Origin of the sequence: Fredinandcohnia onubensis (genome assembly GCF_002734215.1) — a bacterium.
Classification (GTDB): Bacteria; Bacillota; Bacilli; order Bacillales; family Bacillaceae_L; genus Ferdinandcohnia; species Ferdinandcohnia onubensis.
Genome location: NZ_NSEB01000004.1, coordinates 500,635 through 522,454, shown reverse-complemented (window position 1 = coordinate 522,454; position 21,820 = coordinate 500,635). Strand labels below are relative to the sequence as shown.

Below are 21,820 nucleotides of genomic sequence, written 5' to 3'. Positions count from 1 at the left end.
TTTTATCACCCTTCTATATGACATTCTCCGTATAGCCCAGGTATGTTGATTGAACCAATGGATTTTGAATTAATTCATTTGCTCTGCCTTCAAGAACAAATTTGCCTCGATCCATAACATATGCTCGATCAGCAACACTTAGGGCTGCTTTTACATTTTGTTCAACTAAGATCACCATTGCTCCAAACTCATCCCTAATTTGCTTCATAATATCAAGGATCTCTTTTACGATTAATGGCGCTAATCCCATTGAAGGCTCATCTAGAAGGATCACTTTTGGATCAGACATCAATGCCCTTGCAATGGCTAACATTTGCTGTTCTCCTCCACTTAATGTTCCTGCAACGCTATTCATATGCTTCTGCAATCCTGGAAACATCTCAATCATTCGGTCTATTTTGGTGGAAACAATCTGTTTTTCTTTTCGATATTTGAAATACATTCCTAGAATCAGATTTTCTTTAACTGTTAGATTGGAAAAGATTTGACGTCCTTCAGGAACAAGAGAAATTCCTTGTTCAACTACTTTATGAGACTTTACTCTCGTTAAAGATGTATCATTGTAAAAGACTTCACCGTCCGTTGGCTTGTAAATACCCGAAATCGTTCCGAGCAATGTGCTTTTCCCTGCTCCATTCGCTCCGATGATCGATATGATTTCTCCAGGATTCACTACTAGATTGATTCCATCGATTCCTTTAACTCTACCATGATAGGTTGTAAGATTGATTGTGCGGAGTGTCATAGTACTTCCTCCCCTAAATAGGCAGCAATCACCTTTGGATTTTTCTTGATCTCCTCTGGTGTTCCTTCAGCAATCTTGTTTCCAAAGTCGATTACAACAATTTTATCTGCTATTTTCATAACTGTATTCATGTCATGTTCCACAAATAGAAATGAATAACCTTCTTTTTTCATGTCGATTAGGATATTTGCAACCTTTGCAGCCTCCCCATCGTTAAGCCCAGCCATCGGCTCATCAAGTAAAACAAGCTTTGGTTTCGAAACGATTGCACGTGCAATTTCTAAAAGCTTTTGCAATCCATATGGTAGGTTTCCTGCAATTTGGTCTGCTTGTTCAAGGATTCCTACCTTTTCTAAAGCTTCTTCAGCTAGCCGTTTTGCCATTTCATCATCTTTTGTTACTGCCTTGGTTCTTAATGCCGCAAAAAAAACATTCGTTTTCATTTGTGGATGAACACCTAGCATTACATTCTCAAGAACGGTCATATTATCAAAAATTTGAAGGTTTTGAAACGTACGAGTAATCCCTTTAGAAGCTAAATTATGAACCGGTGCCCCATTAAGCTTTTCCTCCATAAACCAAACCTCACCACTAGTACTTGGTAGAACGGAGGAGATCATATTAAATAACGTCGTTTTCCCAGCACCATTCGGACCAATAACAGCGAGTATTTCTCCTTGATTCATTGTGAAGGAGACATCGTTTACTGCCACAATTCCCCCGAATCGTTTCGTTAAGTGATTAATCTGCAGGATGGTTGTTTTCATTTATGACAACGTCCTCCTTTCTTGTTACAGGCCGAACTTTATCTTTGACTCGTTCATATAGAATGGCGCCTGTTGGGATAAGTCCTTTTGGCATAAACATAACGACAAGAATTAGGACGAGGCCATACACAATGATTTCAACTTCTCCACTTACATCGAATAGCAATGGAAGGTAATCCTTTACCCATTCACCGAGCATCGTCATTAAAAAGGCACCTGCTATTGCTCCCCAAATGGATTGCGACCCACCTACTACGACCATTACTAAAAATTGAATCGAGACTAATATGTGAAAGGTAGAAGGTGTAATAAAGTTCATAAAATGAGCGTACATACTTCCTGCAACTGCGGCAAAAATGGCACTTAATACAAAAATATGAAGTTTAAACTTTGCAACATTGATACCTAAAGACCTTGTTGCGATCTCACTATCATGAATGCCTCTTAACACCCTTCCAACATGAGAATGTACAATATTAAGAGAAAGGATTACGATTAAAACAACAATCCCCCAAATAAAATAGTAGAAGCTCAACTCTTGTTGTAAAACGAACCCAAAAAGATTCAATTTTGGGATTCCCGATAAGCCAGCAGCACCTTTGGTAATATCGGTAAGTCCTAGTAATAAAATAAATACAATGACATTTACACCAATAGTTGCAAATGCTAAGAAATGTTCTTTCAATTTTAATATAGGAATTCCGATTATAAAGGCTAGCAGACCAGTCACTAATACCCCAATAATGAGTGCAATCCATGAAGACATTTGATAACTTGTCGTTAAAACTCCTGTCATATAAGCACCTAATCCAAAGAATGCTGCATGCCCAAGTGAAATTTGGCCTGCATACCCCATTAGGAGACTTAATCCTATTGTGACCATGCTATAAATTCCAATTAGGATAAATAGACTTAGCATATAAGAATTATTGAATAATAGTGGAAGAACGATTATCGTGATAAGCATGACGATCAGTGGTTTCGTTCGACTAGGATACAACATGTTCATTCACCCCTCTCCTCACACGCGATTCCCAATAACTTTTGACATAATTCCATTTGGTGCAATAAATAGAACAAGTAATAGAATTCCAAAACTTATCGCATCGCTGTATGAAGTGGAAATATATCCTGCTGAAAAAGATTCAATAATTCCAATTAAAAAGCCTGCAACTACTACAGCAGGAACCTTCGTCATTCCTCCGATAATCATGGCCATAAAGCCCTTTAATCCAAGCATTAATCCCATATCATAGGTTGCACCTGTTACAGGGGCGATTACAATCCCAGCAATAGCTCCTACGGCTGCACTTAAAACAAATGCCAATGTTGACATGGATGAGGTATTGATGCCCATTAGCCTAGCAGCTACTGGATTTACAACACAAGCCTTTAACGCCGATCCTGTAATTGTTTTTTCAAAGAAGAAGTAAAGAAGTGCGAGTAAGAAAAACAAAGTACATATGACCCAAATGCTTTGTGGCATTAATACAGCTCCCATAATTTGAATTGGGTTATTAGCTGAAAAAGCAGGAAGAGATTTCGGATACGTCCCCCAAGCAAATAATCCAATTGCTTTAAGAACCATAGATAATCCAACTGTTATGATAATTAAGTTGATAAAGCTTGCATTTTTTGTTGGTGCGATTGCGAGTTTCTCAACACCAAATCCGATCAATGCAGTACAAAGCACGGCAAGTAAAATAGCAACATATATCGGTAATCCAAGACTAGAAAAAGTGATGCAAAACATCGCGCCAAGCATCGCGAATTCACCTTGAGCGAAGTTAATAATGCCTGTCACATTGTAAATCGTCACGAACCCTATCGCGATTAATGCATAGATACTTCCGGTCGTTAAGCCTGTAATCAAATATTGAATAACGGCATCCATTGTAACCCTCCTTTAACGAAAGAACTCAGAAAGCATGCATGACTCACATCATACATGCTTCAATTGACTATCTAAGATATTATTCTAATTCCCATCCGTTCTCCCCAACCTTTAGGATGGCCATACCATCACCTTCAACCCCATTACGATTATCTGGTGATAGATTATACGTTCCTGTAACACCTTTATAAGAGATTGTTTCTAAATACTTCTTAATAGATTCGGAATCCGTGTTACCTTCTGAAATAGCTTGAAGCACCATTTGAATGCCATCATATGCATAGCCGCCGAATGGACCTGGGTTATAATCGTACTCTTCCATAAATGGTTCAGCAAAGTCTTTAAAGAGCTGAGTTTGTTCGTTGTCATCTAAAGAATCAAGAACATTTAATTTACTTCCAAGAACCAACACTCCTACTCCATCAGCTCCAACTTGATCTAAGAATCCTTGATTACTTACAGCATGGCTTTGGATCATTGGAACATCAATGCCTAATTGTGAGTAGTTTTTCGCAATAATTCCTGCTCCAGGAGGACGTGACCAAATAATGATGGAACCTGGATTTTTAGGCTTAATTTTCGTTAATTGGACAGTCATATCAGTAGCTTCAGCATCAAAGTCTTCTTTCGCTACAATTTCAATCCCATTTTCTTTTGCCATTCCTTCAAAAACAGGAAGTCCAGTCTGACCGAAACCATCCCTTGCATTGATCCAAGCAACACTATCAATATTGTTATCTTTTAAATAATCAATCACATTTTGAAGAACGGTTTCGTTGCTTTGTGGAGCTTGAACTGTGTATTCATTAAATTGGTCATCATTCAATACACCTAATGCAACGAGTGGAATTTTATTTTCAGCAGCCACACCCATTAGTGCCACGCTCGTACTTGTTTGAGTTCCACCAACTACAGCCGTAACATTATGTTCTGAAATCATTTTTTTCATAAGCACGACTGCATTTGTGTCGTCTGTTTCATAATCCTCGATGATAAGTTCTACCTTTTTCCCATTAAAATCTTTGTCTTTAAGTTGTTTGTTCAGTAATCGCGCAACGTCTGCTTCAGGTTTACCTAAAGCAGATGCTGGACCTGTATCTGCAACGATAACACCGATTTTAATTATATCTGAGGATTCCCCGCTAGGCTTAACATCGCCTCCACTGTTTTCTCCTTCTGTTTGTTGTGAACCTCCACTACAGCCTGCAATAACAAATACACTTAAACAAATGACCAGAAATGACCAGACCCAAGAATTTTTTCTCATCGTAATTCGGCCCCCAATTTTTCTTTTAATTGTTCCTGAAGTGATATTTTTCTAATTTTCCCGCTGGCTGTCATCGGAAATTCATCCATGATCAACAATTTATCCGGGACTTTATAGTCAGCAACTTTTGGTCTTACGAACTCCAAAAGCTCTTTAACACTTGGTGAAGTATTTGGCTTAATTTTTACGCAGGCACAAGAGATTTCACCTAAAACAGTGTCAGGCAGTCCAACTATTGCCACTTCCATTACATCCGGATGTGTATATAAAACTTCTTCTATTTCTCTTGGGTAGATATTGTAGCCACCTCGAATGATCATTTCTTTTTTACGGCCAACGATTCTTAAGTTTCCTTGCTCGTCTAATGTGCCAAGGTCACCGGAATAAAACCAGCCTTCCTCATCTAATGCTTCTCTCGTTCTTTCAGGCATATTGTAGTAACCCTTCATGATACCGAAACCACGACAAGCTATTTCTCCAACCTCATTAAGACCAACATCTTCCTTAAATTCGTTCACAATTTTCACTTCGGCACCTGGCAGTACCTTTCCAACTGTTTCGGCACGAATTTGGTCGTCATCATCAAAAGCAGTCATGGTAAGGGTTGGTGATGTCTCGCTTAGACCGTAGCAAACGACAATATCACAGCCCATATCTATTCGGATTCGCTTCACAATTTCAACTGGACATGGGGCCGCTGCGATAATACCAGTTCTTAGTGAAGACAGATCATAATTTCTGAACTCAGCATGATTAAGCTCTAAAATGAACATTGTTGGAACGCCATGTTTGACCGTGATTCTTTCATTTTGTGTGGTTTCCAATGCTTCTTTGGCATTATATTTTTCTGCCAAGACCATCCGAGCCCCAACCGCAATCGTACTTAATATGCTTGGTACCATACCAAATACATGGAAGAGTGGTACAGCTACATAGAAGACGTCTTCTTCCGTACACTTCATCTCTTCAGCAGTAATGATTGCGGTGTTCACGAAATTACTATGGGTAAGCATCGCTCCTTTTGGTGCACCTGTAGAACCTGAAGTATACAAGATACAGAAAATGTCATTTTCTGAATCGATTTTGATAGGCGAGAAAGACTGGTCGTTGACTCTTTCGAGTAATTGCTCGTAACTCATATGGCCATCTTTCACGCACCGAACTGTAATGAGTCTTTCAAGACTTGTAACACGCCCAATTGCTAATGTGAATTGTTCATAATGTTTGACTCCACCAAATTCTTCGGCAAAAAAGGCAATCCTAGCCTCAGAGTTACGTAAAATGTACTCAACTTCATCTTGTCGGTAACGAGTATTGAAAGGAACGATGACGCCTCCAAGATGAGAGACGGCCATATAAATCACGACAAATTCATTCCAGTTTGGTAAACAAACCGCAATTTTATCTCCTTTTGTTATGCCGATTTCTTGTAGTGAAGCTGCAAGATTAAGAGATTTCTCCCATAATTCCTGATAGGACAGCCGTGTGTAACCATCGTATGAAACTTCATGATGAGGATCCTTTTTGCAAACGTTTTCTAAAAGCTCCGAAACACTAAGTTTGCTTAATTCTTTTTTCATGTAATTCACCCCAATAACTAAAATTTCCTTAATCAGTCAGGGCTGAAGCCCCGACTGATTAAAACTACAAGACTTCCCAAATCGCCGCGATTCCTTGGCCTCCACCGATACATAATGCAGATGCGCCGTACTTTTTATTTCGTCTCTTAAGCTCGTAAATGAGCGATAAACTGATTCTTGCACCACTTGCTCCAAGTGGATGGCCTAATGCTACCGCCCCACCATTGACATTCCCAATGCTCGGGTCAAAGCCTAGTTCCTTTTGGCAAGCAAGATATTGAGCAGCAAAAGCTTCATTGATTTCAATTAAATCCAAATCCTCAACTCTCATATTGGCACGCTCTAATGCCTGTCGAATCGCTGGGGCAGGTCCGATTCCCATGTACTTTGGCTCAACGCCAACTATTCCCCATGAAACCAATCTTGCTAGTGGTTTTAAATCTCGTTTTTGAGCATATTCACTAGAAGTGACGACCATCGTCGCTGCGCCGTCATTAATGCCACTTGCATTCCCAGCCGTAACTACACCGTTTTCTTTAAATCTAGCTGGTAATCGATTTAAAACACCAGTTGGTGTATCACGTGGATGTTCATCTTGATCGATTACCTTTTCACTTTTTCTTACTTTCACCGTTACTGGTACAATTTCCTTCTCAAAAATACCATTTTCTTGTGCTACTAAAGCACGCTTATGACTTTGTGAGGCAAACTCATCAATCTGTTCTCTTGAAATCTCATACTTTTCAGCAAGGTTTTCCGCTGTAATGGCCATTGAGCATTTCCCATAGGGATCATAGAGAGCTTCCCATAGGTAATCCTCCATTGGTGCTTTTCCGAGAGGTAAGCCCCATCTAGCACCACGAACAACATGTGGAACCTGGCTCATATTTTCTGTACCACCCGCAATGCTAACATTGGATTCTCCTAGTTTAATAGATTGCGCGGCGTTAACGATAGCTTGTAAGCCTGAGCCACAGAGTCGATTGACGGTTAATCCAGGCACATGCTCAGGAATACCTGATTTTAACCCGACATGTCTTGCCATATAAATTGCGTCAGTACTGGATTGAATAACATTTCCGATTACTACTTGATCCACTTCTTCCGGCTGTATTGCTGACCTGCGCATTGCTTCCTTCGTTGTCTGTACGGCAAGGTCGATCGCTGATACATCACGAAATGATCCCCCGAATTCTGTAAAAGCAGTACGTGCACCATCAATGACAACAATTTCTTTACTCAATGTACTTCACCTTACCTTCCAACAAATTGTGGCTTTCTTTTTTCTACAAAAGACTTCATTCCTTCAACACGATCCTTACTTGCAAATGCATTACCAAAGCAAGCAGTTTCAAGGTCTAAGGCCGCCTGTAAGTCCACCTCTGTCCCTCGATTAATCGAAGTCTTTAGCATTTTCATAGCAATCCGTGGTTTTTGTGCTAATTTTTCCGCCCATTCAATCGCTTCTTCAAGTACACGCTCTGACTCTACCACCTTATTGACTAAGCCCACTTCAAGTGCTTTTTCAGCATCTATCATTTCACCAAAATAGAGCAATTCTTTCGCTTTCGCTTGACCAATTAAACGTGGAAGTCGTTGCGTGCCACCGCCACCAGGGATAATGCCTAAATTAATTTCAGGTAATCCAAACTTTGTTGTTGGTGATCCGATTCGGAAATCACAGGCAAGTGCTAATTCACAGCCACCACCTAAAGCAAGCCCGTTAACTGCGGCAATCACCGGCTTTGAAATGGATTCAATTTTGTCATAAGCTAGACGAGAGATTCTTGACATCTCCATCATGTCGGCACCATCTAAGTTGACCATTTCATTGATATCTGCACCTGCTGCAAACGCGCGGTCTCCTTTTCCAGTAAGAATGATGGCGCGAACTTCTGAATCCTTCTCTAGTTCCTCGAATAAAGTAAATAATTCTTTATAGACTTGGCTACTTAACGGGTTATATGGAGGTCGATTTAAATAGACAATCCCGATATGTTGGTCATTTGTAAGGTATTGAACTGTATCCATTATTTCGTAACACAACCTTTCTATATTATTTATCGTTATAGTCGTACCAGCCTGCTCCTGCTTTCTTCCCAACCCGGCCAGCGCGAACTAAATTACGCAATGTAAGGGGGGCGGCAAATCGTTGATCCTTGAATTCTTCGTAAAAATAATCCATAACATGAAGCCCAATATCGACTCCTGCATAGTCTTGTAGAGTAAACGGCCCCATCGGATAATTCAGTCCTAAAGTAACTGCCTTATCTATGTCTTCTGGAGTAGCAACTCCTTCTTCCACTAAGCGGATTGCTTCGATAAATTGAGGAATCATGATTCGATTGACAATAAATCCTGGAACATCTTTCTTTACTTCAATCGGCTCTTTTTTCATCGCGATTGCCAATTCTTTGAATACGCTTACAGTTTCGTCACTCGTATTGTAGCCTCTAATAACTTCTACTAATTTCATTACCTGTGGTGGATTGAAGAAATGCATCCCCGCTACTTGCTCGGGTCTGTTAGTGCTACTGGCAAGTTCAGTAATTGACATGGAGGAAGTATTTGATGCAATCAACGCGTCAGGCTTTAATATTTCATCTAGCTGCTGAAAAATATCTTTTTTTGCATCTAAATCTTCAATAATAGCTTCGATGACGGCATCACAGTCTCTCACATCAGACATGCTAGTTGTTAGTTTTATTCTTGAAAGAATTGCTGATTTATCATCTTCGGTTAATTTTCCTTTACTTATGGAACGATCCATCAATTTTTCCAAGCGTGCTTGTGCATTATCTAGAAACCTTTGGTCGACATCTACTAGCACTACCTCAAATCCGCAAATTGCTGCTTGATGAGCTATTGCACCACCCATAGTTCCTGAACCAATTACACCAATTTGGTTAAATTCCATGGTAAACCCTCCGTTATGTATATTTTTCATATAGAAATCATAATTTTTACAATTTTCATATTAATTATAGTGTTTTTAGGAAAAAGCTATCTACCGTAAATTAGAGGAATCGGAAGGGGTTGATTTCGGAAATTAGCGGAAAGGGGGAAGTAATGCTCGCGAAATTGGGCATTTAAATAAAAAAGCTGACTCTACATCGAGTCAGCTTTTGGGTTAAACTATTTATTTGTCAGTGGAATAGTTAATACATTCTCTTTCGAACCATCTTTAGCGGAATAAACAAACAGTTCGAATCTGGCGTCATTTTTTGCATTTGCTATTAATTCTTTCTCAATCGGGATTTCAAAGTCACCCCAAGATGGTGCACCTACTGTTTGATAGTGGTTTTCAAATAAATTTTCCTCACCATCATAAACTGCATAGTCAAAAACACCTTCAAAAACTTGAGCTTTACCAGTAAATACGAATTCATTATCCGTCTCAGACACTTTTACATCTTTGAAGATTTTGTTCTGGTATACTTTTTCTTCATTTGTTGGTGTTTCACTTTTTGCAGTGCCTTGCTCATTTTCATCATTATTTTCTTCTTGGGTTGCGTCATCGTTATTTTCTTCTTCCTGAGTCGCTTCATCATTATTGTTTTCAACTTGTTCTTCAGTTTCATTCACCTGTTCATTCTCATCAGGTGTATTGGTTTGATCGTTTTGATTACATGCGGCTAAGAGTACACCAATACTCAATATGGTAATAAACATTATTATTTTTTTCATTAGAATCCTCTCCTTAACATTTTTGTTTGTCATTATTTTGCGTAATTTAAGGAAAAAAATACCTTGGGACAAGTAAAGTAATTTCTATCAATATTGCCTGGTTATTAAAAAAGTTGTCCAATATGTTGCGTTTTTCGCATATACATAAGAACACGTCCATTTAGACAGGAGAATTCTTAAAATATGTCATTGATTACGAAAGCAGTTGCTATCCTTGTAGGCAGCACAACAATCGCATTTGGGATAAATATTTTCTTAATCCCCAATAAGGTTTTAGATGGTGGGATTATTGGTTTAGGGTTAATTGTAAGTTATTTATTTCACACAAATGCGGGGTTCACGATAATGGTATTGAGTATACCTATATTTGCTCTCGCTTGGTTTAAATATCGCTCCTATTTTTTTAATAGTCTACACGGTATGCTTCTATCGTCACTTTTTATTGACCTCTTTCACAACTTCAATCAAGTCCGTTTAAGTATCTCACCCATTCTTAGTTCGCTTACAGGTGGCTTATTGATTGGTTTTGGGATTGGAATTATGCTTCGATTCGAGACAAGCACTGGTGGTACAGATTTATTAGCCCAGTTCCTATCGGATCTAGTTAAAATGAATGTAGGAATTATCATTCTTATAATGGATGTCTTTGTAATATGTCTCGGAGGTTTATTTGTTTCTTCAGAGACTTTCTTTCTTTCAGCTATAACCATATTAGCTGGTGGAATAGCTACAAGTATTTGCACTTGGAATTTGGAAAATAATGATAATAGAACGAAATACTAATTTCACATTATTCATGTTTGGGTAAAGCGTCTAGTCATAGGACAATCGTGGAACATATGATGAAATTGTGTTTATCAAATAGGTGAAAATCACTAAATGAGATATTTTAATAAAACGAATAAATAGTCGATGTTTTACCTATTGTTCACGCCATTTTTTTGGATATTAAAATAAGGAAATGGAGATGGAGTTATATGGACATTGTGGAAGAAAAACAATACCATGAAGAGTTAATGGAATGGTGTAATAACATTTATTTTCACTGGCAAAGAATGAAACCGAGGTTTTTAAAATTATTTGATTTGAAGAGCTTAGAAGAATGGGAAGAGTCATGCCTTGGATTGAAAGAAAAATTACAGACGGATAGGATAGCGGACATTGATGAATATCAAACAGCTCAAAAATTATTTGAGCAGTGGGAAATCTTGTATAGAGAATCAATTAATGATCAAAAAGAAATTAAATCTGATGTGAGGGAGATGTCTGAGTTGTCCCCTGATTCTAATATGGAAATAGAACTGTCAAATCAGGAAAGTGATAAAGCAGAAGATGAACCCATCAATATGACGATTAAAATGGAGATACCGTTACAGGAATTCAGAAAAATTTTATTAGACTATAAAAAAGAAGTAGTAAACTGGGAGTCTACCATAATTCCCAAAATATAAAACGTTTAAATTCCCCATTCATATCCTGTCTTATTTTAGAAATATATTTTTATCATAAATTAGGGATTATTTAGAAAGATTAGGAAAGTCTTTTACAATTACACCTACATCTATAATGATTCAAAAATGAGCAGTTTGATAACTTAATATTCCCGCTTTTAACTGAATTTATTTTAACAATTAATTCAATCAATATAAAAAGTCGATTTAGGTAAAATATAATCGTTGTCATTACAACGAGAAAAAATGTAGGAGGCGGTAAAATGGCAAATCAACTTGATACAAATAAATTAAAACAAGCAGAAGCTCAAGCTTCAATTGCAAAAGACATGATTACTTCAGCAATCGAACAGTCAGCCGCAAACCAAATTTTAGCAAACGAAGCTTTAAAATCAGCTTCACAGGAGATTGCTCAGATTCAAACACTAATAAGTCAGGCTCAATCTACACTTCAAGCACAAACAACTGACGAATCTTAAATTATTATGGACCCCTTATACAAGAAGGGGTCCATAGCCCTGTAGGGAATCAGATTTCAACTTTCTTGGGACGTTGCTGGCATCTTTTCTTTCTCTGATACGTAGATAAAATGACTCCACCTACTATAAAAAGTGATCCCACCATTTCTGCACCAGTTATTGGTTTGTATAATACTATTAATCCCATTATCATCGCTACAAAGGGTTCTAGATTTGATAAAATGGAAGCCTTCGAGGCATCGACAAATCTTATATTATTATTCCAAATCAGATTAGCAATACCATGTACCACCACGGCCGTACCGATCAATAAAACCCAATCAGAGAAGTTTGGACTTATTCGTAAAGGTGAATCCAGTAAAAAGGCAAATGGAATTGCTACAATAAGTCCAACTATATTTGAATATAACGTAATAGTCAGTGGGTCTGTCCTGTTGGATAAAAGCCTTGTCATAATAATCATAATCGCAAATGTTATCATCGTTACAACAATCCAAATAAGGCCTTTATCCATTTGAATTGTTGCAAAAGTTCCTTTTGTTACAACAAAGTAAATACCTATTATAGCGACAAAAGACCCTATTAACATGCGCATTGTTAATTTTTCTTTTAAAAATATGGCAGCTAATATACTTGTTAAAATGGGCGTAGTCGCCAAAATTAACGCTGATGTTGTTGGATCCGCTGTTTGCAATCCTTTAAAAAATGACCATTGGTTTATAAATACACCAATTACCCCTAGAAAAAAAATAGAAAGAAAATCTGATTTATTTATCGGTTTAAAGTGTTTTTTGAATAAGGTTAATCCAATCAAAAAAATAACAATAAACACAAGCCTTAACATCGTTAATAGGGCTGGTGAAAAATCCAAAACTAAAATTTTCCCAAATATAAAATTACTGCCCCATACCACTACGCAAAAAGTTAGCCAAGAATAAGCTTTTAACATTAATAACACCATCCAGAGTACAAAAATGACGACTATTATAGTTTAAACATCCTAGATGGGTCCGTAAACATTTCTGTTTAGCCAAAAAAAAAAGGTGCCTTACCCCCAAAGCATAAAAAACCGGGGAAAGGCACCGCTGCTATCAATAGAATTTTATTAAAATTTAGGGTGACTGCTAAAATAGCTTCAACCCACGTTTAATGATGCTCCGAATAGGCTCTTCGGTAGTGGTTATCATGTTCACTTTTGGAAAACTAAGCTGAATTCTGTTACGAACTTGATTTTTTATGTAGTGGTTGTGTTGAAAAACGCCACCTTGTAAAATCAAATCGAATTCGTTCTGTTGGATTCCTGCATTTTCAATTGCAGTATGTACCAGAAGTAGCAGTTCCTCTACAGCACGTTCTAATATTCGTTTACTTACTGGATCGTCCAATCGAAATGCCTCATCCACTGTGGTTGCAAGAGCACCCACGTCATCAACAGAATATGCATCACTGTAAGCCCAATTATAAAGTTCTTCAATTTTTGTAAAATCAAATTTCTCTAATACTAACTTGGTTAATAGTGTATCTTCTCCACGACCATCCTGCATTTTAAGAACGGATTCAATGGCTTGTTTGCCGATCCAATAACCGCTTCCTTCATCACCAAATCGGTGGCCCCATCCACCGGAACGGACAATTCGATTGTTGCCATCATGAGCAAAAACAATAGAGCCTGTTCCTGCAATTAAGAGGACGCCAGCTTTGTTTTGGGTCGAGCCTAAAAGGGCAGATAGACAATCATTTTCTACTTGTAGTCTCTCAATCTTAATTGCCAATCCATTAACGGTTTCCTGTACAACTCTTGAAACTTCTTTTTCATCATTATCCGTATCAATACCGGCAAGCGCAAATACAGCTTTTTTCACGTTATCCACATTACTCGGATCAATCCCTGCATCCTTAAAGGCAGCAAGAATAGCTTTTTCTAAGGCTTCTCTGACTTTGATAGCCCCTGCTACATGATAATTTGTAGCACCAGCTCTTCCTTCGCCAAGAATCGTTCCATTTGCATCCACTAGGACCGCAAGTGTTTTTGTTCCACCCCCATCGACTGCAAGCAGTTCGATGGTATTCTTATTCATTGGCTCCAGTCCAATCTGTTATGAAGCTTGAAACTTTAGCCGCGGATTTGTTAAGATGTTCTCGTTTTTCATCTAACCAAGCTGAAAGTTCTTCTTGTTCAGTTAAGCGTGTTTTGATCGTTTTTTCCATTCTACTTGGACTTGGTCCGCCCTCTAAATCACGGATTTTAACAAAATACTCTGGACTTAATACTTGCTTTAATTCTTCTGCTGTTAAGGTAGATTCCTTGCCAACTACCTTTTTAGACTGCTCATTTAATAGATCAAGTGTTAATGATTCTAACGATGTTTTGCCTTGATTTGTAAGCTCTGTAACAGTAGAACTTACAACATGATGTGCTTGGCGGAAGGATAGACCATCACTGCGTACAATTGTATCCGCTAATTCTGTTACATTTGCGAAGCTTTCGCTAGCACGTTTTAAAAGAGTTTCTTTATTCACTTCCATTGTAAGTAAGACAGAAGTCAACAACTCATAAATTCCACCTAGTCTTTCGATGGCTTTCCAGATGTATGGCTGCATGTCATCTTCAGTATCGACAATGTCTCCGAATGGAGTGTTATGAACCATTAATAATACTGTTTGACAATCACCCGCTACACTTGATAAAAGTGCTCTCATGTGTTCAATTGAAACAGGGTTTCGTTTTTGCGGCATGATTGAACTGATTTGTACATATGGGGCAGAAAGAAGAAAAGCACCATATTCCTGTGTTCCCCATAATAAGAAATCTTGCATGGACCGTCCGAGATTCAATGCTGATAATTGAACAGCAGTTGCTGTTTCTGCGATATAGTCGGCACCTGCGACAGCGTCCCAGGCATTATCAATCATATCCTCAAAACCTAGTAAATCCTTCATTCGTTCTCGGTTAATCGCAAAACCAGAAGTTGTGAGCGCTGCTGCCCCCATACTGCTGCGGTTTACGGTTTTGTATGCAGCTTGAAGTCGAACAATATCACGAGTTAACATATCGGTCATGGCATTTAGATAATGAGCTAGTGTTGTTGGTTGAGCCTGCTGCGTGTGTGTGTACCCAATCATAATTGTTTCTTTATGTTCTTCGGTCATTTCGATGAGAGCATCGCGGAGCTTTAATGCCTTTTCTATTAAAGGAAGAAGCTTTTTCCTTAATGTCATTCGATAGATGGCAATCCCCATATCATTGCGGCTCCGGGCAATATGAAGGTTACCTGCAATGTCGCCTGCATCTTCAATCAATGCATGCTCGACTTCAAAAAATAAATCCTCAAATTCGCCAGTATAGCTTCTCTTTTGGATTTCATCTTGATCAAGGTGAGATACTGCCTTGGCAATTTTTTTTGCCTCATCTTTTCCAACGAGCCCTTGTTCGACTAGCATAATTAAATGGGCATTGTGGATTTCAATCATTGAATCAAGCAATTGATGCTTTGCCTCATTATAGGCAGGTTCAAGTACCATTGACGTATATGTTTTAGAAGGAAAAACTGTACCTTCAGTTTCAATGATCTTATCTCTAAGTGAGTTTTTCATTCTAGTCAATCCCTTCTGTTCCTTTATCTGCGATCCAATTTTTGATTAACTCATTCATATTGGATGCCGCCTTTTCCACAATTAACTTTCCTTTTTCATAGGAGGTTTGTTGAATTAGACCTGTATAGCCATCCCAAGCTCTAGGTGTTCCTTCTACAAGAACATATGGCATAGAAGAAAGTGGGGCCACCTCTTTAAATTCGGTGTCTCCTTCTTGTACATTCACCAAATCGGGACGAAATGCTTTTACCGCAGACATTTCATATGGGCCACCATGACCTCTACCTTTTGTCCCAACAAAACCGATTTCTTCAGCAGCATTGATCGCAACCATCTGCCACCAGTTGATTAACAAGAAGCTAGCGTCCGTATGTTTCCCTGTCACATATTCTGCGACTGTTCGAGAAACACCCATATTGGCATCATGAGCATTTAAAAGAACGATCCTTTTAATCCCTTGGTTGATAATTCCCATCGTAATATCAATTAAATATTCGGTGATAATACTTGGTCGAATCGGGATCGTTCCTTGATATTTAGAAGTTTTTCCAGGACATGCTGTATAGGGAACCGTCGGTAAAACGGCTCCACCTAAATCATCATCAATTAAATCTGCAAATCCATCAGCAAGGATAATATCCGTTCCTAAAGGAGAATGCGGTCCGTGGTACTCAAAGCTTCCTAGTGGAACAACCGCAAACGCAGCCTGCTCCAATGTCTTCAAGTCTCTACCGTGAACATCACTAGCCTTCATAAAAAATCCCCCTTCTTAGATTGCGGAGCCTGCTTTTCCATCCGTTATCTTTTGTGAAATAAATAGAACTGTAATAATTAAAATGATTTGAAGCACGCCGTATGCACACGCAGTTCCAAATTGAAAAGCGTACATTTTTTGGAATATCGCAACTGATAGTGGCATCGTTGACGTACTATAGATCAGGATTGAAGCAACGAATTCACCTAACCCTTGAACTAGTGCAAGCAACGTACCGGCAAGAATACCTGAGAAAGCCATTGGAACAACGACTCTTCTAAATGTGTACCACCAATTGGCACCTAAACTTCGCGCTGCTTCTTCAACTGATTCATCCATTTGCATTAAAGCTGCAGACGTAGAACGGAAGATCAGTGGTAAATGTCGTACAAAATAAGCCAAAGGTAAAATCCAGAAGGTTCCGATTAACACTTGGTTAAAACTGAATAAATTTGGTTCACTAAATGCTGCAATTAAGTTAACCGCTACAACCGTACCAGGTAATGCCCAAGGAACCATGATTAGAATATCAAGTAAGGCTTTGCCTTTAAATTTCGTTCGAACCATTGCATAGGCTGCTGCCACACCAAACAGAATATTACCTGCTGTTGCGACAAAACTCATCTGTAAACTGTTCCAAATTGGGCGCCAGGTTCGTTCATCTGTAAACAGGTCAATATAGTGCTGCAAGGTGTACGCTGTCGGGATAATTTGTACCGTCCATTCCCCGTCCACTGAAAACGAAATAAGGACTAGAACAAGAATTGGAAGCATCAAAATAATAACCCCAACAAATGAAAGGAACATCGATAAGTATTTTACAAATGGGGAACGTAATTCAGTTCTGTGAACACTGATCCCTTTGCTTTGATTTTGGAAGTTACGTCTTCCTTGATACCATCTCATTAAAATTAAGAAAGAAATCGAAACAATGGATAGAATTGTAGATTGCGTTGCCGCCATATCTAAATCCCCATTTGTACGAGATAGATAGATTTGCATGGTCATGGTTCGTTCTACACCGAACATTAAGGGCGCTGTATAAGAAGCCATTGAAATCATAAATACAAGTAACGAAGATGCCACGAGTGCTGGAGTAAGCATTGGTAGGATTACCTTTCTCCAAATACGAATTCTTCCAGAGCCAAGGCTTGTTGCTGCCTCTTCCAATGAAGGATCTAACCCCTTGATGGCTGCAGCCGCCGTTAAATAAAAATACGTATACATTGTAAAGGTGTGTACCACTATTACCCCAACGACACCTCTTAAGGCAAATGGAACTTCTTCCAGATTAAATAGCGCTTGGAAAGCTCTTGGAATAATGCCACTTTCCCCATAAAGGAAGGTAAATGACAGTACCCCAACTAATGGTGGTAACGCCATCGGTACTAGAATTAAGACAGAGAGAATTTTTCTTCCTGGGAATTCGTAACGTTCCATTAAAAATGCCATCGTGACACCAACAATGGCACACGTAATTACACTTATTACCGATATATATATACTTGTCCAAAGCGCCTCTAGGTTTGCTGTACTTGTTAAACCAAAGAAGCGTTGGTAATTTTCGAGATTTGCACCTTCTTCACCGACCACGGATTGAATAAACGTTTGATAAAACGGATAAATAACATAAGCTAATAACACTAAAAACAATGGAGAAATTAAAACATACACAAAATATTTCGAACGGGTAAGTCGAGCCCACCAATTCTCTTGCACGACAGTACTTTGATTCGCACTCATTCTTTCACCTCCTATTCACCAATCAAGTAGATTCCATTTTCGGGTACGTGAAGGGTAATTGAATCACCGCGACTTAGGATTTTGTTACCTTTATTAATAATCATGACTTTTATCAGATTGGATCCTATTTTCACAAGATAATTGATACTGACTCCTGTAAATTCAACAAGCTGAACCGTGCCTGTTAATTGGTTTACACCTGGACCTTCATGCAATGCTTCCGGTCGAATCGAGCATTTGATTTTTTCACCTACAACAAGCTTCTTCCCATTTGCAAATTGAGTCATTGAACCTGTTACGAAAACATCCTCTTCCAACTTCACTTTGACTGCGTCACCATTAATCTCAACAACTTCGCCATTAACAATATTGGATTCACCAATAAAGGAGGCTACAAAGTGGTTGGCTGGACGATTATAGATTTCTTGAGGAGTGCCAATTTGCTGAACAACTCCATCTTTCATAACCATTATGCGGTCAGACATTGTCATTGCTTCCGTTTGGTCATGAGTAACATAGATCGTTGTGACACCTAATTCAACTTGCAATCTCTTAATCTCAATTCTCGTTTCCTCACGAAGCTTCGCATCTAAGTTTGATAGTGGTTCATCAAGTAAAAGAATATCGGGCTCAATTACGAGTGCACGAGCTAAAGCAACACGCTGCTGTTGGCCACCAGATAACTCATTGATTTTACGCGTACCATATTGATCAAGGTGAACAAGCTTTTGTGCTTTTTCTACCTTTTCTTTAATAACAGATTTCGGTAATTTACGAACTTCAAGACCGAATGCAATATTTTCAAATACGGTCATGTGTGGGAATAGTGCGTAGTTTTGGAACACCATACCAATGTTACGCTTGTTTGGCTGGAGGGTTGTTACATCTTTATTGTCAAACAGGATTTTCCCCTCTGTAGGAAAATAAAATCCCGCTATCATCCGCAATGTCGTTGTTTTCCCACATCCTGATGGACCTAAAAATGTAAAAAACTCACCAGGTTTCACGTCGATATTTACGTTTTCTACCCCTTTTGCTTTACCAAACATTTTACTAACATGATCAAGTCTTACATTTTTCAAACCAAACACCTCGCTGTATAAAGTAAAACTTCCTAACCTTTAAAAGGGGGTGAAAACAATTCTTCACCCCTCTTACAAAAAACTATTAATTTTTACCTTTGATATTTTCATCCCAATGTTGCATCCACTCAGCTTCTTTTTCAGCCATTACTGACCAATCAAGATCTAATGACTTCAGTTCAAGCTCTTGGTACCAATCTGGCATTGTAGACTTATCGATGTCTGTACGAGTTGGAATTTGGTATAAATCTTCTGCTAATGTTGTACGTGTCTCTGGTTCAAACAAGAACTCATAGAATAATTTTGCATTTTCAAGGTTCTTTGCATTTTTCACAAGACCAACAGCATCAACTAAGATTGGTGCACCACTTTCTGGATACACGAAATCAAATGGTTGGTTATGCTGATTTTTTTGAATTAAAATATCTTGAAGGTTCCAAAGAGAAATAGATCCTTCTTGACGAGCAAGCTTTAAGTATAGATTAGTAGGATCTTGTGCATATTCTTTTGTATTCGCATCTAATTTAGCAAGCCATTCGTAACCCGCTTCTGGATTATCAGCACCTTGCTCATGAATCATTGCAGAGTAGATCGTTCTCATTGTTCCAGATGCTAATACACCACGGATAATGATTTCATCCTTCCATTTTGGATCTAGAAGTTCATCCCAATCTTGTGGAGCTTCTTCTTTAGAAAACACGTCAGAGTTAATCATAATTACCTCTGGTAAAAGCATTTCACCATACCAACGGCCTTCAGCATCCTTATGTTCTGGAAGAATACTAGCATCAAAGCTTGGTTTAAATGATTCAAGTAAATCTTCATCTGCTGCTGTCATGAACGCAGATTGCGTTCCTCCCCACCAGAAGTCAGCTTGTGGATTTGCTTTTTCTCCACGAACACGCTCAAGAACTTGTTGAGCACCCATTGTTAATACATCAACTTTGACATCTGGGTACTTTTCATTGAACATCTCAACCACTTGATCCACAATAGTTTGGTCACGAGCTGTATAGATTACGAGGTTACCACTTGCTTCAGCTGTTTCTTCCGTTTTGCCTTCGTCATTTCCCTTTGCTGGCTCCTCTTCCTCAGTAGAAGAACTACCAGAGCATGCTGATACAAAAAGCATCAATGCTGCAATCAAAAGAACTAAAAAATGCTTCTTTTTAAACATAAGAATCCCCCTTAAATCATTTTTATTTATTCAAAAGCAGGACAATTTGACCTACTAAAGAATCGAATAGAATAAGAGCTTGCTATAAAATATGCAGCTAATTACTAGGTATTCTGCTTTTCAAGCTAGTTTAAAATACTTTCATGCTCTCTGAGGAATAACGAGATAGCTCCAAGTACGCCTGCATGTTCACCTAATTGCGACAATTGTAATTCAACAGAACTCGGAAGATACCTTTGGACAATAAGTCGTAATTTAGTAAGTATGTAATCGGATGACTTCATGACCCCGCCATCTAATAGGATAATTTCTGGATTTAATAGAGTGGCTGCATTAATAATTCCATATGCAAGATGTTCAATCGCTTCATCGACCACTGTTTGGGCAATCTCATCACCTGCTTTTGCCAGTGAAAAAGCCTGCTCTCCTGTGATTTCGGAATTCAGTGCCTCTTTATACATAGGGTGACCCTCGTGTTGCAGGATCAGCTTTGTTACCTTTTCTCCAATTGCTTTTCCTCCAGCAACACTTTCAAGATATCCATACCGGTGAAAAGTGGGTTTAAATTCATTTTTTATATCGTTCTTATCAGTGACGATATATCCGAATTCCCCAGCTGCATTTGAAGAGCCACGATATAGCTGATTTTGAATAATAATGCCACTTCCAATGCCTGTTCCGACGGCTATAAATAAAACATTTTCCTTATTCTTCGCGTTTCCTAACCATTGTTCTCCAAGAACTGCTACATTCACATCATTATCTACGAAGACTGGAAAAGAAAAATATTGTTCTGTCTCCATCAAAAGCGGATAACGAACCCAATTTAAACTTGGTGCTTCGACAACAACGCCTGATGCTGTTTCTGTAATGCCTGGTACGCCTATTCCCATTCCCAAGATCTTAGCCGGATCGAGCTGACTACTTTGAATCAACTCTTGAACCTCTTTATGTATTTGTTTGACTAAGCCACTTTCTAAATACTTACTTGTGCTAAAGCTTGTCGAACAGAGCATCTTTCCATTCAGATCGGAAATAATAATTCTTACCTTTGTTCCTCCAATGTCTGTTCCAATTACATAAGCAGCGTTTTCATTAAAATAGAGATGAATAGGCCTTCTTCCTCCCTGTGAGGACGATTCACCATTTCCCTTTTCATGAATCCAATTCTCTCGTACTAGTTCATCAACCAATAAGGAAACAGTCGGTTTACTAATATTTAGTTTTTCAGATATTTCTGCCCTTGAAATCGGTTGATAAATTCGGACACATTGCAGGACCATTTTTTTATTATTCGTTCTTACATGAAGATGGGATGGTAGTCTATTCATAGCATCACGGCCTTATTTCATTTAGTTAGTTAGTAAGTTTAACTAATTCAACTACACTATATAACAATTTGGTATCGTTTACAATACTAAATTTTCTAAATTTAACAAGTATACTGTCAAAGCTCATTTTTACTATTATATCAACGGTTTGTCCTAAAACTATTTGACTCCTACGTTATACCCACAAAGAAATAACAAATAGTTATTTGGTAATATTTACAATATTCAGAAAGGATATATAATTCGAATTGAAGGTATGATCATGAGTT

The 21,820-nt window shown here is 38.4% G+C and carries 21 protein-coding genes; 3 read left to right on the top strand and 18 right to left on the bottom strand.

The genetic code is table 11. The features are described 5' to 3' along the window. Positions 1-13: 13 nt before the first annotated feature. The 10 genes from CKK03_RS05595 to CKK03_RS05550 all read right to left on the bottom strand — a co-directional run bounded on the left by CKK03_RS05595 (position 14) and on the right by CKK03_RS05550 (position 9,940). Positions 14-745, bottom strand: coding sequence for an ABC transporter ATP-binding protein (locus CKK03_RS05595; protein ID WP_099361614.1), 732 nt, complete (start codon positions 743-745; stop codon positions 14-16). Further along, a complete protein-coding gene (locus CKK03_RS05590; protein ID WP_099361613.1) occupies positions 742-1,512 on the bottom strand; it encodes an ABC transporter ATP-binding protein in 771 nt (256 codons plus the stop codon). The genes CKK03_RS05595 and CKK03_RS05590 overlap by 4 nt, the downstream gene beginning before the upstream one ends. Then, a complete protein-coding gene (locus CKK03_RS05585; RefSeq protein ID WP_099361612.1) occupies positions 1,487-2,521 on the bottom strand; it encodes a branched-chain amino acid ABC transporter permease in 1,035 nt (344 codons plus the stop codon). Before CKK03_RS05585 ends, CKK03_RS05590 begins: the two co-directional genes overlap by 26 nt. A 12-nt stretch (positions 2,522-2,533) precedes the next feature. Further along, on the bottom strand, positions 2,534-3,406 hold the full coding sequence (locus CKK03_RS05580) for a branched-chain amino acid ABC transporter permease (protein WP_099361611.1): 873 nt from the start codon (positions 3,404-3,406) through the stop codon (positions 2,534-2,536). Positions 3,407-3,485: 79 nt separating this feature from the next. Further along, complete coding sequence (locus tag CKK03_RS05575) at positions 3,486-4,673, bottom strand: ABC transporter substrate-binding protein (protein ID WP_099361610.1); 1,188 nt, start codon at positions 4,671-4,673, stop codon at positions 3,486-3,488. Then, positions 4,670-6,253 (bottom strand): AMP-binding protein, encoded by a 1,584-nt coding sequence (locus CKK03_RS05570; RefSeq protein ID WP_099361609.1) that lies wholly within the window; start codon positions 6,251-6,253, stop codon positions 4,670-4,672. Before CKK03_RS05570 ends, CKK03_RS05575 begins: the two co-directional genes overlap by 4 nt. 64 nt (positions 6,254-6,317) lie before the next feature. Beyond that, the gene (locus CKK03_RS05565; protein ID WP_099361608.1) at positions 6,318-7,496 is read right to left on the bottom strand and encodes an acetyl-CoA C-acetyltransferase; all 1,179 of its coding nucleotides are present in this window, start codon (positions 7,494-7,496) and stop codon (positions 6,318-6,320) included. An 11-nt stretch (positions 7,497-7,507) separates the two neighbouring features. Continuing rightward, entirely contained in the window at positions 7,508-8,284 is a 777-nt protein-coding gene (locus CKK03_RS05560; protein WP_099361607.1) for an enoyl-CoA hydratase/isomerase family protein, read from the bottom strand. A gap of 25 nt (positions 8,285-8,309) precedes the next feature. Further along, positions 8,310-9,170, bottom strand: a complete 861-nt coding sequence (locus tag CKK03_RS05555; RefSeq protein WP_099361606.1) for a 3-hydroxyacyl-CoA dehydrogenase family protein — start codon at positions 9,168-9,170, stop codon at positions 8,310-8,312. A 218-nt stretch (positions 9,171-9,388) separates the two neighbouring features. After that, on the bottom strand, positions 9,389-9,940 hold the full coding sequence (locus tag CKK03_RS05550; RefSeq protein WP_180271161.1) for a Gmad2 immunoglobulin-like domain-containing protein: 552 nt from the start codon (positions 9,938-9,940) through the stop codon (positions 9,389-9,391). A 183-nt stretch (positions 9,941-10,123) separates the two neighbouring features. On the opposite strand from CKK03_RS05550, the gene CKK03_RS05545 reads away from it, so the two are divergent. From CKK03_RS05545 to CKK03_RS05535, 3 genes are all read left to right on the top strand, one after another. Beyond that, on the top strand, positions 10,124-10,723 hold the full coding sequence (locus CKK03_RS05545; RefSeq protein WP_099361604.1) for a YitT family protein: 600 nt from the start codon (positions 10,124-10,126) through the stop codon (positions 10,721-10,723). 194 nt (positions 10,724-10,917) lie between these two features. Continuing rightward, a complete protein-coding gene (locus CKK03_RS05540; protein ID WP_099361603.1) occupies positions 10,918-11,391 on the top strand; it encodes a hypothetical protein in 474 nt (157 codons plus the stop codon). A 263-nt stretch (positions 11,392-11,654) separates the two neighbouring features. Beyond that, positions 11,655-11,870, top strand: a complete 216-nt coding sequence (locus CKK03_RS05535) for a hypothetical protein (protein WP_099361602.1) — start codon at positions 11,655-11,657, stop codon at positions 11,868-11,870. A 49-nt stretch (positions 11,871-11,919) separates the two neighbouring features. Here the strand turns inward: CKK03_RS05535 and CKK03_RS05530 are convergent, their stop codons facing one another. The 8 genes from CKK03_RS05530 to CKK03_RS05495 form a co-directional block, all read right to left on the bottom strand. Next, positions 11,920-12,819, bottom strand: a complete 900-nt coding sequence (locus CKK03_RS05530) for a DMT family transporter (RefSeq protein ID WP_099361601.1) — start codon at positions 12,817-12,819, stop codon at positions 11,920-11,922. 175 nt (positions 12,820-12,994) lie between these two features. Beyond that, entirely contained in the window at positions 12,995-13,948 is a 954-nt protein-coding gene (locus tag CKK03_RS05525; RefSeq protein ID WP_099361600.1) for an N-acetylglucosamine kinase, read from the bottom strand. Beyond that, complete coding sequence (gene argH / locus CKK03_RS05520) at positions 13,941-15,464, bottom strand: argininosuccinate lyase (protein WP_099361599.1); 1,524 nt, start codon at positions 15,462-15,464, stop codon at positions 13,941-13,943. The genes CKK03_RS05525 and argH overlap by 8 nt, the downstream gene beginning before the upstream one ends. 1 nt (position 15,465) lies before the next feature. Continuing rightward, positions 15,466-16,218: a creatininase family protein gene (locus tag CKK03_RS05515; RefSeq protein WP_099361598.1), complete on the bottom strand. Its 753-nt coding sequence runs from the start codon at positions 16,216-16,218 to the stop codon at positions 15,466-15,468. Between the two features lie 15 nt (positions 16,219-16,233). Beyond that, on the bottom strand, positions 16,234-17,961 hold the full coding sequence (locus CKK03_RS05510; RefSeq protein ID WP_099361597.1) for an ABC transporter permease: 1,728 nt from the start codon (positions 17,959-17,961) through the stop codon (positions 16,234-16,236). 11 nt (positions 17,962-17,972) lie between these two features. Then, complete coding sequence (locus CKK03_RS05505) at positions 17,973-19,043, bottom strand: ABC transporter ATP-binding protein (RefSeq protein ID WP_099361596.1); 1,071 nt, start codon at positions 19,041-19,043, stop codon at positions 17,973-17,975. Positions 19,044-19,128: 85 nt separating this feature from the next. Beyond that, positions 19,129-20,220 (bottom strand): extracellular solute-binding protein, encoded by a 1,092-nt coding sequence (locus tag CKK03_RS05500; RefSeq protein WP_099361595.1) that lies wholly within the window; start codon positions 20,218-20,220, stop codon positions 19,129-19,131. 125 nt (positions 20,221-20,345) lie between these two features. Continuing rightward, positions 20,346-21,551, bottom strand: a complete 1,206-nt coding sequence (locus CKK03_RS05495) for an ROK family transcriptional regulator (protein ID WP_099361594.1) — start codon at positions 21,549-21,551, stop codon at positions 20,346-20,348. Positions 21,552-21,820: the final 269 nt, after the last annotated feature.

What these genes read in the sequence shown, in the direction of transcription:
- CKK03_RS05590 (WP_099361613.1), bottom strand. Translation starts at nt 1,512, where the DNA reads ATGAAAACAACCATCCTGCAGATTAATCACTTAACGAAACGATTCGGG.
- CKK03_RS05550 (WP_180271161.1), bottom strand. Translation starts at nt 9,940, where the DNA reads ATGAAAAAAATAATAATGTTTATTACCATATTGAGTATTGGTGTACTC.
- CKK03_RS05510 (WP_099361597.1), bottom strand. Translation starts at nt 17,961, where the DNA reads ATGAGTGCGAATCAAAGTACTGTCGTGCAAGAGAATTGGTGGGCTCGA.
- CKK03_RS05515 (WP_099361598.1), bottom strand. Translation starts at nt 16,218, where the DNA reads ATGAAGGCTAGTGATGTTCACGGTAGAGACTTGAAGACATTGGAGCAG.
- CKK03_RS05535 (WP_099361602.1), top strand. Translation starts at nt 11,655, where the DNA reads ATGGCAAATCAACTTGATACAAATAAATTAAAACAAGCAGAAGCTCAA.
- CKK03_RS05560 (WP_099361607.1), bottom strand. Translation starts at nt 8,284, where the DNA reads ATGGATACAGTTCAATACCTTACAAATGACCAACATATCGGGATTGTC.
- CKK03_RS05540 (WP_099361603.1), top strand. Translation starts at nt 10,918, where the DNA reads ATGGACATTGTGGAAGAAAAACAATACCATGAAGAGTTAATGGAATGG.
- CKK03_RS05525 (WP_099361600.1), bottom strand. Translation starts at nt 13,948, where the DNA reads ATGAATAAGAATACCATCGAACTGCTTGCAGTCGATGGGGGTGGAACA.
- CKK03_RS05580 (WP_099361611.1), bottom strand. Translation starts at nt 3,406, where the DNA reads ATGGATGCCGTTATTCAATATTTGATTACAGGCTTAACGACCGGAAGT.
- CKK03_RS05495 (WP_099361594.1), bottom strand. Translation starts at nt 21,551, where the DNA reads ATGAATAGACTACCATCCCATCTTCATGTAAGAACGAATAATAAAAAA.
- CKK03_RS05595 (WP_099361614.1), bottom strand. Translation starts at nt 745, where the DNA reads ATGACACTCCGCACAATCAATCTTACAACCTATCATGGTAGAGTTAAA.
- argH (WP_099361599.1), bottom strand. Translation starts at nt 15,464, where the DNA reads ATGAAAAACTCACTTAGAGATAAGATCATTGAAACTGAAGGTACAGTT.
- CKK03_RS05530 (WP_099361601.1), bottom strand. Translation starts at nt 12,819, where the DNA reads ATGTTAAAAGCTTATTCTTGGCTAACTTTTTGCGTAGTGGTATGGGGC.
- CKK03_RS05545 (WP_099361604.1), top strand. Translation starts at nt 10,124, where the DNA reads ATGTCATTGATTACGAAAGCAGTTGCTATCCTTGTAGGCAGCACAACA.
- CKK03_RS05555 (WP_099361606.1), bottom strand. Translation starts at nt 9,170, where the DNA reads ATGGAATTTAACCAAATTGGTGTAATTGGTTCAGGAACTATGGGTGGT.
- CKK03_RS05500 (WP_099361595.1), bottom strand. Translation starts at nt 20,220, where the DNA reads ATGTTTAAAAAGAAGCATTTTTTAGTTCTTTTGATTGCAGCATTGATG.
- CKK03_RS05570 (WP_099361609.1), bottom strand. Translation starts at nt 6,253, where the DNA reads ATGAAAAAAGAATTAAGCAAACTTAGTGTTTCGGAGCTTTTAGAAAAC.
- CKK03_RS05575 (WP_099361610.1), bottom strand. Translation starts at nt 4,673, where the DNA reads ATGAGAAAAAATTCTTGGGTCTGGTCATTTCTGGTCATTTGTTTAAGT.
- CKK03_RS05585 (WP_099361612.1), bottom strand. Translation starts at nt 2,521, where the DNA reads ATGAACATGTTGTATCCTAGTCGAACGAAACCACTGATCGTCATGCTT.